Below are 15,425 nucleotides of genomic sequence, written 5' to 3' on the forward strand. Positions count from 1 at the left end.
GAGTCTCATCTAAGACACCGCACGCCGGTCATTGTCGCATGATCTGGGGCGCCGGCTAGGAGGAATTAACCATAGCCAGCGCCCCCCTTTTTCAGGTTCGACGACGGATCACTTTGCTCTTACTGCCCTAAGGATGACCTGCATGATCGCAGGCAGGACCAGAAGGGTCAGGCAAGTCGCCCCGACCAACCCGCCTATGACCACGACAGCAAGCGGCTTTTGGACCTCCGCCCCCGTTCCGTGCGCCAGGGCCATGGGAATGAAGCCGATGGCCGGGACCAGTCCGGTCATGATGACCGGGCGAATCCGCATCAGGGTTCCCTCGACAATCGCCTTCGACACGGCCATGCCAGCATCCAGGCGCTCGCGGATGCTTGTCATCAGGACCAGACCGTTCAGAACGGCAACACCGGACAGGCAAATGAAGCCGACGGCCGCGGACACCGAAAAGGCGATGCCGGTCATCCATAGCGTGAAGACGCCCCCTGCGACACCCAGCGGAATAGCGGCGAAAACCGCCAGTGCCCGGCGAAAGCCGCCGAGCGCCAGATAAAGCAGGGCAAAAATGGCGGCGAAGCAAATAGGAACGACGATCGCCAGCCGGTCAGACGCCGCCTTCAGGTTCTGAAACTGGCCGCCCCACTGAAGGTGCGCACCGGCCGGCAAGGGTACGTCGTCTATTTTCGGCAAGGCCTCGCGAACGAAGGAACCGACGTCGCGGCCGCGCACATTGGCCTGGATGACCACGCGACGGCTGCCGTTTTCCCGGCTGATTTGGTTCAGCCCCTCACCGAACCGGAAAGAGGCGACCTGCGACAGGGGGACTGACCGGCGAGTATGTCCGCTCTCTTCGGGCAGCATGACGGGCAAGGCGCCAAGGGCATCCAGGTCTTCACGTGCGCCGGCCGCGGTACGAACCATGATCGGGAAACGCCGGTCGCCATCGAACACCAGACCGGCTTCCCGCCCGCCCATGGCGACGGCGACAGTATCGGCCACCTCTTCGACGGTCAGGCCGTAACGCGCGATAGCCAGGCGATCGAACTGGATATCGAGCGTGGGCGAGCCATCGGTCTGTTCGGCCTTGACATCGGCCGCCCCGGGGATGGCCTGTAAAACGCTGACCATTCGCGCCGCCGTCGCACCGAGCGTATCGAGATCGTCGCCATAAAGCTTGATCGCGACATCGCCGCGCACGCCGGCGATCAGTTCGTTGAACCTCAGCTCGATCGGCTGGCTGAGTTCGTAGGCCTGGCCCAGTTCCTTTGCGGACACGGCTTCTACACGCCGGACAACATCGGCTTTCTTCGTAACCCCTTTCGGCCAGTCTGACGTGTCCTTCAAGATGATAAAGCCATCCGAAATGCTGGGCGGCATCGGGTCGGTCGCCACCTCGGCCGTACCTGTCTTGGAGTACATAAAGGCGACTTCCGGCAAGGCGGACACCGCCTTTTCGACGCCTCTCTGCATGATCAAGGACTGTTCAAGCGATACCGACGGGACACGTGATGAGGCCATGGCTAGGTTTTTTTCGTCAAGCTGCGGGATGAACTCCTGCCCGAGCAAGCTGAATACCAGTCCGGACAGGGCGACAATACCCACACCGGCGGCGATGAACGGCCACGGCCGCGCCACCAGACGGTGGAGCACCGGTTCATAGGCGGTGCGAATTCGGGCGATGAGCCAGACCTCCTTTTCCACCACCTTTCCCCGGACCAGGAGCGCGACCATGGCGGGTACGAAGGTCAAGGACAGCACGAAGGCTGCCGCCAGCGCCAGCATAAGGGTCGTTGCCATCGGTGCGAATGTCTTGCCTTCGACGCCGCTGAAGGTGAACAAGGGCACGAAGACCAGGAAGATGATCGCCTGACCGAATACGGTTGGCTTGATCATTTCCCGTGCCGCCAGCCCCGTTTCGGCCAGACGTTCCGACAGGGTCAGAAGCCGCCCCTCGGCTTGTTGACGATGGCCCAGCCGCCGCAGACTGTTCTCTATGATGATGACGCTGCCATCGACAACAAGGCCGAAGTCGAGCGCGCCCAGGCTCATCAGATTTCCTGGCACCTTTAGGCCATTCATGCCGATCGCCATCATGAGAAACGAGACGGGAATGACCAGGACGGCAATGATCGCCGCGCGGACATTACCCAAAAGCAGAAACAGCGTCGCGGCAACCAAAAGTGCACCCTCGGCGAGATTGCGTTCAACGGTCGCAACCGTGGCATTGACCAGTTGCGAGCGATCCAGCAACGGGGTCACGACAATACCAGGCGGCAGAGATTTGCGTATCGCTTCCAGCCGCGTGCCGGTGGCTTTGGCGACCGTGCGGCTGTTTTCGCCTATGAGCATGAGGGCCGTACCGATAACGACCTCATGACCGTTTAGGCTGGCAGCGCCGGTGCGCAGGTCGCCACCGACACGGACCTGCGCCAGGTCACGGACCGAAACGCCAATCCCGCCCCGTGTGGTAACCACGGTTTCGCCAATCTCTCCGATACCGCGTATGCGTGCATCCGCGCGTATCAGAAAGGCTTCGCCGCCCCGGTTGAGGTAGTTGGCGCCGGCCGACAGATTGGCTTTTTCCAGTGCCTGCGCCAATTCGGCGTAAGATACACCATAAGCGGCCATGCGCGCCGGATCGGGCTCGACGACATACTGTTTCTGGTAGCCACCGATGGAATCGACACCGGCGACACCTTTGACCGGCAGCAGTTGTGGTTTGATCATCCAGTCCTGCACCGTGCGCAGATAAGCGGCGCGGGCGACGTCGGTATCGAGCCAGTCACCATCTGGCGTCCGGTAGCTGCCATCGGATTGCCAGCCGGGCTGGCCCGCCGCGACCGGCCGTTTGGGGCCATAATCGACCGCGTACATGTAGACCTCACCCAGTCCTGTGGTGACGGGGCCGATCTGCGGCTGTACGCCTTCCGGCAAGGCATCGCGGGTCTGGGCGATGCGTTCATTGACTTGCTGGCGTGCGAAATAGAGGTCCGTCTTTTCGGAAAAGATCGCGGTGACTTGTGAAAAGCCATTACGTGACAGTGACCGCGTCGTCTCCAGCCCGGGTATTCCCGACAGAGCCGTTTCGAGTGGGAAGGTGACGCGCTTTTCCATTTCCAGCGGCGACAGGCCCGGATCGACCGTATTGATTTGCACCTGATTATTGGTGATGTCCGGCACAGCGTCGATGGGCAGCCGCGTAAATTGCCACAAGCCAACGGCCGAGATGAGCACAACCAGTGTAACGACGATCCAGCGCAGCCGGATCGATTGCGTGATAAGATGGGCGATCATCAATGCTCTCCGTGTTCGCTCTTGGCCATTTCGGCCTTGAGAAGGAAGGCATTGTGAACGGCCACGATGTCACCAACCTTGAGCCCCGAGACGATTTCAACCCGTCCGGCGCTGCGTTGTCCCAAGGTGACAACTGCGGGCGTAAAGCCCGACGGCGTTTTGACAAACACGACCGCCTTGCCCGCCAAAGTCTGCACCGCCTGATCCGCCACGACGATGGCGGTGGATGACGATGTGACTTCGGGGAACAGTCTGACCCGGACGGATTGCCCGGGTTGCAAGCCGCCGCCCGCGAGGTCCAGTATTGCCGTCGCCGACCGGGTTTCCCCGTCCAGGGCCGGCGTAATCGAGCGGACACGCCCCTCAATCGTGCGACCGTCACTCGCCAGTATGGTGGCGCGATCTCCGGCCTTCACGCGGCCGCTATCGACGGCACCGACCGCTACCTCGGCTTGGAGACGATCTGAATTGGTCACGCGGAATACTTCGCTTTCCGGTGTGACGAAGGCCCCCAGACTCGCCGTTGCGGCGCTGATGCGACCCGTAATGGGGCTAGTGACGATAACGCTGCGCCCGTCACCGCTGACCTGGGTGTTGGAGGCAACCGTGCGCGATCGCCGGGCTTCGGCTTCCGCTGCGGCCGCTTCGGTTTCAGCCCGTTCATAATCGACGCGGGGAGAAATGCCCTGGTCGAACAGACGGCGTTCGCGTTGAACGGTCTTTCGCGCCAGATCAGCGCGCGCCTCGGCCGACTGACGGTCGGCCAGAATCTGCGCCGCTTCCCGGCTCTCGACCAAGGCTACGGTTTCTCCAGCTTTAACCGGATCCCCCAAACGCTTGTAGAGACGCGTCACCGTACCGTCGGCACGCGCCGTGAGCACGGCCTGCCCTTCCGGACCGGCGGTTATGGTGCCTTGGGCCAGGATTTCACCGGCCAGGCCGCCGGACTGAACGGTTTCCAGATCGATACCTGTCTTTTGGGCATCGGCATCGCTCAGGGCTATTGTTTCGGGAGCGTGATCGTCGTCCGGCTGGGCCACCGGTGACACGGTCGATTTGGGCGCTGTCCATTTGGCGACGCCATAACCCAGGCCGCCAGCTATCAAAACAGCGGCGGAGATATAGAGTATAGTGCGGTTCATGATTATTCTCCGTGGGCCTTGTGAGTGAAAGGCACCGCACCGGTGAGGCGGGCGATGAGCGCTTCGGCCATCAGGCGGTCAATACGGGCATCCAGGCTCTGACGCCGGGCTTCGATGAGGTCGCGACGGGCACTGACCACTTCGGACAAGGGCAGTTTTCCGCCTTCGTAGCCCAACCGGGTCAGTCTGTAGGTCTCCTCGGCCGTTCGTTCGGTGTCACGCGCCGCCAGCAGGCGACTTGATGCCGCCCGCGCCTGATATACGGCGGCCATGGACTGCGCCTCCGCATCGCGACGCGCGGCCGTCAAACGCGCCTGTGAGGCCGTCAAATCGGCCTCGGCGGCAGAAATGTTGCCGCGATTTTTGTCGAATAAAGGCAAGGACAGCGACACGCCACCCACGAAGGCCGTGCGATCGTCGCCGTTCAACCGGCGTACGCCCAGGGACAGCGCGACATCTGGCGCGGCACGGGTGCGTTCAACACGCACCCGCTTTGCCAGCGTTTCCCGCTCCGCCTCGGCACTCAGATAGGCCGGGCTTTGCAGGGGATCCGGCGCGATGACCGCTTCGCCCAGGTCCGCATGCGGCAGCAGGTCGGCGGGCATGGCCGTATAGGGCGTTTCCTCCCCGACAAGGGCGCTGAGAGTGGTCAAGGCGGTGATGCGGGCGGCGCGCGCCTCATCAAGCCCGGCGCGGGCGGCCTGCACGCCGCTTTGCGCCTGAAGGCGGCGCAGGTCGGCCTCCTTGCCGGCGTCAACCAACGCCTTGGCAACACGTTCATCGTCCAGAGCCAGGCTCAAGGCTTCCTCGGCCAGCCGCAACCTGCGGTCAGCCACTTCGGCATCGACATAGGCACGGGCAAGATCGAAGGTGAAGTCGCCACGGGTTTGTGTCGCACGCACCGTGCTGGATTGCAGGGCGGCGTCGCCGGCCGCGATGCGTGCCTGACGCTTACCGCCCAGTTCAAGCGGTTGTTCGACGCTAAGCGTTGTTTCCGCCGCGCCAAAGCCGTTGAACGGCGCGCGGCCACCGAAATTCTCGCTTTCGAGGGAGACGGTGGGATTGGACCAGGCGCGCGATTGCGTCGCGAGGCCGCGCGCCTGATCAACGCGGGCGCGGGCTTCGGCCAATCGCGGGGCCTGGGTTTGCGCCCGGACCAACACGGTGGCGAAAGGCGGGGCCAGGTTTTCGTGCTCGGTTGAGACGAGCTGAGCGGATGCGGGCACGGCGCCAAGGCACAGCGCCGCTATGAGCGCCGATATTGCGGACGCGGAAGATCGTATATGTAAATGGGGCATGAGCCATCCATGATGACATGAGGATAGACATGGCCGGACAAGCCATGTGCTCATGCATCACGGACGCCGGGCCGTTAAACGGTACGGATGTCTATGAACGGTTTGGGGGGCTGGTCGGGCGATGCGCCGGGGTCGTCGCGGCGACGGGCGTCGGTTAGGGCAAAGCGCGTGGCCGTTAGCGTCAAGAGGGGCGTCGCGGCCGGGACGCCGTCCGGTGATGCCGTCGCGGAACTATGCGCATGACAGGCACAATTGTGCAGGACGTGATAAATATCGAGAAGACTGCCGCCGTCACGGTCATTGTCGACGCGCGCGGTGTCATCATGACTATAGGCCCCGCCGTCCTGGCTTTGGAGCTCGTGCGTGCAGAACCCGGCCGACTGGCTGCTCAATACGCCGACGACAAGAAGCGTACAGAGCAATATACGCCCCCCCGCCGCCAGCCGTTCGAAAAGCATCGCCATCAGAGTCATAGGCGCCTTATATCGGTTTCGTTCGACAAAAACAAACACCGACTTGCGCCTGGCCCCAACCCATCAATGCCGCTTCAGGTTATGCCGTCTGAATAGACCGTGCCGGTCGACGTGAACGCCGCCGTTAGGGTCTGCATACGCAGGCGCGGGTCAAACGAGATGTGGACCCAGGTCCCTTCATATATCAGCTGATCGTACCGGATATCGCTGGCGATGATTTTCTTGCAGATGTCGCGCGGTGTACCGAAGGCGGGCGAAACAAAATCCACCGCATAACCCAGGCAGTGCGCACTATTTGGTGCCCCGCCGATCGCCTTGTTCAGCGCCGGTGACCGATAACCGCTGTTCACCCGTATCGGCTTGCCCAGCCATATACGCACGCGATCCATCTGAGCGGCCGTCTGTTTGAGCACGGCAACAACCTCGGATGGCGGTGTATTGTCGATGGTCCGGTTGTCGGTATGGGTTAGTTCGTCCAACGTGAAGTACTGGCTGAAGCCATCCGTGGATGTGGCTGCGGGCGCTGGCGGCAACGGCGGGAAGGTCGTCTTGGCGCGATCAAGCCACGCTTGACGGTCCGCCAATCCTATGGTGCCGCCATTGACCAGTCGCGTCACCCCTTCGATGTCGTCGAGATCAGCCTTGGCGTTGATGTTGTTGACCCTCCAGAAGGCCGCCGCGGCCTGGGCGGCGTAGACCGGGTTTTCCAGCAATTCGGGTTGTTCTATCAGGGGCTGGCCAATCATGGCGGCATATCGTTCGTAGTTGGCTCGCCCGGTAATCATCATAAAGCCACGGCCAATATATTTATAACCGTCGCCCGGATTGACGTTCCCAAGGCTCGGCCGGTAGCCATAGACGAAATTGGCGATCGCTTCCTTACCCGCAGCCACCAGTTCCTTGGCCTTATCCAGCGTCTGGACACGGCTGCGGAAGACCGTCAGCAGGCCTTGGGCGCTGTAGTTCAGGTTTTCAACCAGCGCCCTGAACCCACCGCTTTCATGCCCCATCTGCGCCATAAAATGAACCAGCCGCAGCCGGGTCGTAATATCACCCAAAGGCAAGGCGGCTTCGAGCGCGGGCGCATAGGCGGTGGCGCGGTCGTCCCGGATGGTGGGCGCCAAGGTCTTCAGTCGCTCTGGAGTAATGATTGCCACGACCGCCCCCGTCCGTCGTCAGTTGTCGCGCGGACGCATGGTCGGGTCCAAACCGGCCAGAAAGGCCATGTCGGCATCATCATGAGGCGTGGCAGCCGGAGCCGAAGAGGCCACCAGGCTGGGTTGATAGGTCAGCTGCGCTGTCGTCTCCGTCACCTGAGGGGCGGAGAAGGCCGCGGTGATCGCGCTCAGACCGTCGAAACCGCTGACACCGCCGCCACCATCCTTGGGCTTGAGCGTGGATCGCACGGTCATCAGTTTGGACAGAACATCGAACCAGAAGGGGGCGCCCAGCGTGACGGCGAATGCCGTCATCAACCAGCCCATAATCAGCGAGATGAGCGGCAGTATGTTAAACAGGGTGTGGTCTCCCAGCGACGGATTACCCTGGTAAAGATGGGTGGCATGCTCAGAGATGTTTTTTACGCTTTGACCCAGATATGCCATCCATTGGTCCGGGCGGGCGTGAGACCAATCCGGCATAGGCGTCCCGACGGGGGTAACAGGCGGACACTTCTTGGTGTTCTTTTCCCCGCAAAACTGGAAGAGGTGGTTCATCGTATTAAGGGTGGTGTCATTCCATCCGAGAGGTAGGTCTAGCGCCGCCAGCGGATTGGTGCCGTTCGCCGGCATTAAGTTCGACGGATCGGCGTTGACGTGCTGGCTGTAATATTCCTGCGACGACGCCTCGACGGCCTTGCGCAAGGACGGGCTGAGGTACAGGCTTTGCGCGATGACGACGGTATTGACGTTCAAGATGACGCAGATAACCAAGGACAACCAGAAAATGATGGTCTGGGTTTCGCGACGGTACCAGCCGGACACTCGATCCATCGTGGCATTATACCAATTTTCCATGAACGACCGCGCTTTGTCGAGGTCGCCGCCGGAGTTATTGATGGCGAAGGAAACCATCTTGGCCAGACGGGTATTGGGCAAGCCCTTGGTCGCCGCCAAAATGGCATTGGAATCCAGGCGTCCGTCTTCCGCCTGGCCACCGCGTTCAGCCAGCATATCGAGCACGACGAAGGCGAAGTGACTGCTTGGGATATAGGACGGAAGGTTGCCAGCGCCCAGGAATCCCCGCTTATCTGGCGTCTGATAGCGGCCGCGGTAGAGCGTCATGGTCAAGGGATGATCGTAAAATGTCTTCAGCATGTCGTAGGCGGAGGCCTTCGACGAGCCCTTGGCACCGGTATTGGCGGGGTGTTCTGGCGGATGATCACACAGAAGTTCGATCAAACCCTTTTCCAGGTTCGTGGCGCGACTTTTACAAAAGCCTTCGATGGCCTCGCGCACAACTGTCGTGAGCAGACTCATCAGCAGATATACGAAGACAATCCCCGCCGCCACATCGACTGAGTCAGGTAACAGCGAGCCCAAGATCTACCCCCGTAGAAGCGAACGACCGGTTTGGCGTTCGACCGCTTAGAGTTAACAAATATTAACCAAAGCGCAACGCCAAATCCATCTAGCCCGTGGCGGGAATAACGTCGGTACGTATTTTTGCCACAGGTCCCTTTGCACACACCGAGTTCCGAGGAAACGTACGAGGGTCAAAAAGAATATTGCCTCGCGTCCACCGCACAATGGCGACCTCGACCAGCCCCAACTAAACGGGGCCCGTCGTCGCAAAAAGACAGGCGACTAGTAGCCGCTGGGTCGCCCGCTAGGGCCACCGGGTCCGCCGGGTGCCCCCTGGCCAGGCATGCGCGACTGCCCCTGTTGGGCGCTGGGCGCACCACCAAAATTATATGTCAGACCCAGATAGATAACCTGGCCTTGCTGACCCCGTGTCGACACCGAATGAACCAGGTCCGTATCCGTCACCATCTTGACCTTGCTCGACCGGAACGGATCGTTCAGCACGAAGACTGAGGCGAGCTTTGGCGTGAAATTGTGCTTCCAAGAGAAGTTGCCCATAGAGAAAGGCGTCACATAGCCCTGCCCCGTCAGTTGCTTACCCGACGTAAAATAAGTGAACTGCATCCCGTCCTTCGGTGTCGCCTTGTACATCAACATGACGCGACCGCTTAAGGTGGTTGCCGATTGCGTGCCGCCAAGGGTCGAAGTGTCCAGCTCTTTATAGGCCAAATTGCCATTGGCGCTCAGGATCAGCTTTTTACTCAGCGGTCCCTGATAATTGAACTCCAGTCCCCCCGCCTTGCCGCTGCCGAAATTACGTTTGGTCGTCAGAATAACGGCCTGACCACCGGGCGTGCTGACGGGCAAGAAGGTGCTATAGCTTGTAATGGTGTGGGCATCTTGTTGGTAATATCCACGCAGAACATAGCTGATGTACCCGGCGGTGACCTCATATCCTAGGTCCATCTTGTCGGTTTCCTGCGGCTTCAGGTTCGGATTACCCGCAATCACATTCTGAGCATCCTGATATGTCACGAACGGATTCAGGTCGCTCGGCTGAGGCCGCTGCAGCCGATGCGAATAGCTGAAACGCAGTTTGGACTTTGCATCTATGGCGTAGGTTGCAAAGAAGCTGGGCGACAGCTTGGTATAATCAAGCTGACCAACGGTCCCCGAGCTGATCAAGTCCGTGCTAAGGTTGAGGTATTCGGCTCGCAACCCGCCTAAAACAGTCCACTTTTCGCCAATCTGGTGCTGGAGCGTGGCATAGGCCGCGCTGATGGTTTGGACATAGGCAAAATTGGACGTCAGTTGCGGGTTGACGACGCCATTGACGATAGAGTTGTTTATCGTCTGACTATCATCACGGGTGATTTGCAGGCCGGTTGATAACTGGTCGCTGCCCAATTGGCGGTTATAGTCGACACTTAGGACCTGATTGTGCAAATCGGTGCTTTTACGCTGGACGTCGGTGAGCGTCAGCGCTGCGGGAAAGCTATAGGTGGTCGTATTTTCAGTCGCGCCCGTGCCGGTAGAGCGGCTGATGCGATAGTCGACCTTCAGAGTTTCACCGGTTGTATCGCCCGTATGGCTCCAGGTGAACGCGCCTGAGGTGTTTTCATTCGGCTGCTGAACATAGGTGTGACGGCCATACAATGCCGTTGGCGCATTGGCGGCGTTGTAAGCCGCATTGTTAGAGTCGCCGCGGATGTTGAACTGGCGGTTGGAATAGGCGAGGCTTGCACTCAGGCTATCACTCGTGGTCGCATTGTAATCAACCGAGACATTGCTGGATAGATTGCGAACCGTGCCAATGCCGATACCGTCCGTATCTGTGGTGCTTGTGACGTTACCATTACTGTCCAGACGTTGCAGGCGCGTGCCGACGCTGCCGCCCCGGATGTCGTTACGATAGCTGAAGCCGCCGTTTAAGGTCAGCTTGTCCTTATGATAGGAGCCCGATAGGTTCGTGTTGTACCGACCGTCCGTTCCAACCGACGCGGTGATCGACCCGTACCCTCCGGGTTTCCGGTTCTTGTTCATGACAAGATTTATGATACCGCCGCTGCCTTCCGAGCTGTACTGAGCTCCAGGGTTGGTCATAACCTCCACCGACGAAATATCGCCAGACGACATGGCCTGAAGGGCGGCCGCGCGGTTGTCGGCGCTCATCATTGTCGATGGCTTACCATCGACATAGATTTGCACGTTCGAATTGCCGCGCAACGTAACATTGCCCTGGGGATCGACGTTGACCGACGGCACCTTGTTCAGGGCATCCGCAGCATTGCCTGTCGTGGCATCTATATTTTTCGTGTTGTCGTAGGTTTGACGGTCGATGCGATTGACCGGCTTCTGGCCGGTGACGGTGACCGTTGTTGTTTGGCCGTCCTTCGCATCACTTGACTGTGCAGGCGCCTGACTGGTCTCCGCTTGAGTGGTTGGCGCCGTAGCCGACTGCCCGTGAGCGGCACCAGCGACGGCGCCCAACAGGACCAGACTAGAAAGGCCGGTCATAAGCCGGTTGTTCGTAGTGCGCATGGTATACCCCCATCAAATTATTGCGCCGCAACACATCGATACAGATATGCCACCATACTTTATTGTGTAAAGTACTTTTAGGTTAAATATATTTAATTTGAACCCGCATTTCCCGAAGCGCCACGAGGTGGCGAAGCTCGCAACCAAGCAGGCGCGATCTGATATATTACCCTTTAAAGTCGTGCGCAATGCTCGCTGCTCGCGGGTCATGATCGGCAGTCGCCCTCACTTTTGCCGATACCAGATCATCCAACGTTTCGACTGTCGGCCTGTCAACCGCCGACTCGTGGCGGCATCACACGCAAGCAGGTATTTTGGTATATACCAATCTGCGCCGTTTACTCAAAGGCCCATTCGAAGACGACGTTATATATGTGCAAAAAATGGCAAAAGGGTCGCTGGTTATCCGCCCTGAAATTTTAGTTACGTGCTTGAAATAACTTGCGATATTAATCACACGAGGTCACTGTCATTACCTCGAAATATGCAAATTGATCTAGCCGCTCTCGCCGGCGCGGCGCTATAAGACAATTTGAAATAATTATTATTCCGCAACTGAGCATCCCGTCACAATCGCCGGCCTCCCCGCCGGCGCCAGGTACCCTGTTGCTTCAGCGAATAAGATTAGATCGCACCTTATAAACACAGCCCGGCCCGTTACCGGACTATAAACAAGACTGGGAGAGAAGATGAGTACCCCGCGCCGCAAGGCCCCCTCACACCTGAAATCCGCCGCTTCCCTGATCGTTCTGGCCACCCTCACATCCAGCATTGCCGGCCATGTTCTGGCGCAAGACACCACAAGCAATAGCGCGAAGCCCGATGCATCGTCATCCGACACCAAGGAAGTCGTCGTCGTTGGCGTGCGCAAGTCGCTAAAAACCGCCCAACAGATCAAACGCGACGCCGATACGATCGTCGATTCCATCACGGCCACGGATATCGGCGCCTTCCCGGACAAATCTGTAGCCGAAGCGCTGCAACGCGTTGCGGGCATCACGGTGTCCCGTTTCGCCGCCACGGGTGACACCGCGCACTTTTCCGCCGAACCGTCCGGAGTCCTTGTCCGCGGCCTCCAGCAGGTCCGCTCGGAATTCAACGGCCGCGACACATTTACGGCCAACTCATCGCGTGGCCTGTCATGGGGCGACGTATCGCCTGAACTGATGTCGGGCGTGGACAGCTACAAGAATCAGACCGCCGACATGATCGAAGGCGGCATCGCCGGCTCAATCAATCTGCGGACCCGCCTGCCGTTCGACAGCAAGGGGCAGCTCATCGCCCTGTCGGCCGATGTCTCCTACGGCGACGTCGCCAACAAGACGACGCCGGACATTTCCGGCATCTATTCAAACCGGTGGGACACGTCAATCGGTGAGTTCGGCGTCATGGCCAACTACGCCTATTCGCATGTCATTACTGAAACCAATGGCATCCAGCTCGGCCGGATGGGAACCTTCTGCAACAACATCTCGGCGACCAACCCGAGCGTATGTAACGGCTCACAGTTTGGAACCGACAGCTGGGCCTTCATCCCCTCCACAGCAACGGATTCCAGCAACTCCTATGATCGGGAACGGAGCGGCATGGCCTTGGCCGCGCAGTGGCAAAACCATGACCATACCATGCTGGCCACCCTGCAATACAACGACACGCGCTATAACAACCAGTTCCACGAACGAACCGTCAGCATGTCTGCCTTCAGCGAGTACGGCAAGTCGGTCTACGATCCCAATTCAAGCAGCACGACCGTGGAAGCGGCCGACGGCACGGAATTGTCGTTCGGCAATAACGGCCTGCTCGCCAGCGGCACCCTGGTGTCGCCCATCGGCTGGTGGGGCAGTGATAATGCGGCTTCGGCCTTGGTGGCCGCAAACGCCAGCGGCGAAGCGATGGTCAATGCCTGCTATGGCTGGAACGGATGTACGCCCGCTCAGCAGGCGGCGGCACTAACCACCACGACACGCTATTCGAAAAATGAAGAATATACGCAAGACCTGTCATTCAACTTCAAATGGGACGTAACCGACCGCCTGCGTACCAACTTCGATATCCAGTACGTCAAGTCGCACGTCAAGAACTACGACATATCGGTGAGCCTGGCTTCCTACGCCAATATGGGTCTTGACCTAAGCGGCGAGTATCCGGTGATGACCCTTGAGACGCCGACCAACGTCAATCAGTCGGCCGGCGGCCTGAGCAATGCGAACAACTACTCCTACTACGATGTCATGGACCACATCGAAAATAGCGACGGCCACGAACTGGCAACACGCTTCGATGCGGAATACAGTTTCGATGACGGCGGCTGGCTGGACAGCCTGAAGGTAGGCGCGCGTTATTCCGACCGCGAGCAGACCGTGCGGTGGTCCGCCTATAACTGGGCCAATATCGCCAACACCTGGAGCAATAACGCCTCTTATTACAATATCGACAGCAGCGCCTATACCAGCGGCCTCTATGAGACGAATTCGCTTGGCAACAGCTTCTTTGGCGGCAGCACCAACGTCATCAACCGAAATGAATTCGTCTTCATGAAGATGAGCGTCCTGGAAGACCAGAATGCCCTGGCCGCTGCCTTGGGCGCGCCAACCACAGGCATCGGGTCATGGACACCGGTCTGCGAACGCAGCGACGTGGTGGACGGCTGCTTCCGCCAGGCTGAAATTATGGGCATCAGCGAAAAGACCCTGGCGGGCTACGCCATGCTGAAATTCGGCGGCGCTGACAAGACCATATTCAACGGCATCACCGTGAAAGGGAACGCAGGCCTGCGCTGGGTTCAGACAGTCGATGAAACCTCGGGCGGGATTTCTTACCCCACCTCGAACTGGTATCAATCCTACCTGACCCAAAGCTGCAATGCGCCGCTTATCGCGCCGGCCGTTACCAATATCAGTTGCTGGATCGGATCGGACGTCACGAATTTCAGTGACGGCGCCCAGGCTCTCAGCGATACGCATAAGGCACATATCAACTGGCTACCCAGCTTCAACGTCAAATTTGGCCTGAACGACCAATGGAGCCTGCGGTTCGCCGCCTCGCGCGCCATGTCGCGGCCGGATATCGGGCTGCTCAAAAACTATGTCTCGATTTCTTCGCCGTCGATCGATGTGTCCAATACCTCGAATTACGTAACGTACGACTCATCGGGCAAGGTCAACGGCTATAACTTCCAGTACACGGCCCAGGCCGGCAATCCATATCTAAAGCCGACGACGGCTGATCAGTTCGATATATCCATCGAAAACTATTTCTCTTCGGTCGGATCCTTCACCTTCGATCTGTTCTACAAAAAATTCTATGACTATATCCAGAGCGGCACCTACTACCGCACCTTCACCAATAACGGCGTGACCCAGCAGGTGAAGGTTACCGGTCCTATCAATGCCGACGGCGCGTCGATCAAGGGCTTCGAAGTCGCCTATCAGCGTTTCTTCGACTTCTTGCCGGGTGCCTGGAGCGGCCTTGGAGTACAGGCGAACTACACCCATGTCGTCAATAGCGGGATCAGCAACTCGAACCTGACGACGAACTCAGGTGACGGCAGCGCCGGCACGTCCGGCAATGGCCAGACTGACGCCATCAATCCCCACGCGCTCGAAGGCCTATCCAAGGATTCCTATACCCTGATCGGCATGTATGAAAAGGGCCCATGGGCGGCTCGCCTCGCCTATGGCTGGCGCTCGACCTATCTGGTTACGGCGATTGATTGCTGTGTCGGCTTACCCATCTGGCAGAAGGCGATGGGGCAGTTGGACGGCAGCCTACGCTACCGTGTGAACGATCATGTCGAAATCAACGTCTCAGGCAGCAATCTGACCGGCGCGGATACCGTCCTGCGTCAGCAGGTCTTCGGTGATTCGCCAAGCACCCCCGGTGCGACACCCGTCTATTTGCCCTATGCCTGGTATAAAAACGACCGGCGCTACCAAGTTGGTATCCGCTTGAAATACTAGGGGTAAAAACGATGGGCGGGCGTGTGTCGATTGCAGAAATATTAAATAAAATCAATATGTTGAATTGACATTATTCAAAAGCTGGAGCAAGATTTCAGCGTAGAATAATCTTCTCCCGAGATTGTCCCTACATCGAGTGAAGACGCCGCGCCCGAGAAACGCGGCGTCTTTTCTGCGCCCGCTTGTATCCTGGGCG

The 15,425-nt window shown here is 59.0% G+C and carries 8 protein-coding genes; 1 reads left to right on the forward strand and 7 read right to left on the reverse strand.

The window, feature by feature from the left end; all coding sequences use genetic code 11:
• Window positions 1–108: 108 nt before the first annotated feature.
• The 7 genes from RCJ00_RS07840 to RCJ00_RS07870 form a co-directional block, all read right to left on the reverse strand.
• Complete coding sequence (locus tag RCJ00_RS07840) at window positions 109–3,294, reverse strand: efflux RND transporter permease subunit (protein WP_316221245.1); 3,186 nt, start codon at window positions 3,292–3,294, stop codon at window positions 109–111.
• Complete coding sequence (locus tag RCJ00_RS07845) at window positions 3,294–4,436, reverse strand: efflux RND transporter periplasmic adaptor subunit (RefSeq protein ID WP_316221246.1); 1,143 nt, start codon at window positions 4,434–4,436, stop codon at window positions 3,294–3,296. The genes RCJ00_RS07840 and RCJ00_RS07845 overlap by 1 nt, the downstream gene beginning before the upstream one ends.
• Window positions 4,437–4,438: 2 nt before the next feature.
• On the reverse strand, window positions 4,439–5,734 hold the full coding sequence (locus RCJ00_RS07850; RefSeq protein WP_316221247.1) for a TolC family protein: 1,296 nt from the start codon (window positions 5,732–5,734) through the stop codon (window positions 4,439–4,441).
• 74 nt (window positions 5,735–5,808) lie between these two features.
• A complete protein-coding gene (locus RCJ00_RS07855) occupies window positions 5,809–6,207 on the reverse strand; it encodes a hypothetical protein (RefSeq protein WP_316221248.1) in 399 nt (132 codons plus the stop codon).
• A gap of 74 nt (window positions 6,208–6,281) precedes the next feature.
• Window positions 6,282–7,364 carry a D-Ala-D-Ala carboxypeptidase family metallohydrolase gene (locus tag RCJ00_RS07860; RefSeq protein WP_316221249.1) on the reverse strand — a complete coding sequence of 361 codons (1,083 nt, stop codon included), beginning with the start codon at window positions 7,362–7,364 and terminating at the stop codon, window positions 6,282–6,284.
• 18 nt (window positions 7,365–7,382) lie between these two features.
• Window positions 7,383–8,747, reverse strand: coding sequence for a hypothetical protein (locus tag RCJ00_RS07865; RefSeq protein ID WP_316221250.1), 1,365 nt, complete (start codon window positions 8,745–8,747; stop codon window positions 7,383–7,385).
• Between the two features lie 264 nt (window positions 8,748–9,011).
• Window positions 9,012–11,270 (reverse strand): TonB-dependent receptor domain-containing protein, encoded by a 2,259-nt coding sequence (locus RCJ00_RS07870; RefSeq protein WP_316221251.1) that lies wholly within the window; start codon window positions 11,268–11,270, stop codon window positions 9,012–9,014.
• A 689-nt stretch (window positions 11,271–11,959) separates the two neighbouring features.
• Here RCJ00_RS07870 and RCJ00_RS07875 point away from each other — a divergent pair.
• Window positions 11,960–15,229: a TonB-dependent receptor gene (locus tag RCJ00_RS07875; RefSeq protein WP_316221252.1), complete on the forward strand. Its 3,270-nt coding sequence runs from the start codon at window positions 11,960–11,962 to the stop codon at window positions 15,227–15,229.
• Window positions 15,230–15,425 lie beyond the last annotated feature (196 nt).

The organism is Asticcacaulis aquihabitans (genome assembly GCF_032490435.1).
Classification (GTDB): domain Bacteria; phylum Pseudomonadota; class Alphaproteobacteria; order Caulobacterales; family Caulobacteraceae; genus Asticcacaulis.

What these genes read in the sequence shown, in the direction of transcription:
- RCJ00_RS07850 (WP_316221247.1), bottom strand. Translation starts at nt 5,734, where the DNA reads ATGCCCCATTTACATATACGATCTTCCGCGTCCGCAATATCGGCGCTC.
- RCJ00_RS07855 (WP_316221248.1), bottom strand. Translation starts at nt 6,207, where the DNA reads ATGACTCTGATGGCGATGCTTTTCGAACGGCTGGCGGCGGGGGGGCGT.
- RCJ00_RS07840 (WP_316221245.1), bottom strand. Translation starts at nt 3,294, where the DNA reads ATGATCGCCCATCTTATCACGCAATCGATCCGGCTGCGCTGGATCGTC.
- RCJ00_RS07845 (WP_316221246.1), bottom strand. Translation starts at nt 4,436, where the DNA reads ATGAACCGCACTATACTCTATATCTCCGCCGCTGTTTTGATAGCTGGC.
- RCJ00_RS07870 (WP_316221251.1), bottom strand. Translation starts at nt 11,270, where the DNA reads ATGCGCACTACGAACAACCGGCTTATGACCGGCCTTTCTAGTCTGGTC.
- RCJ00_RS07875 (WP_316221252.1), top strand. Translation starts at nt 11,960, where the DNA reads ATGAGTACCCCGCGCCGCAAGGCCCCCTCACACCTGAAATCCGCCGCT.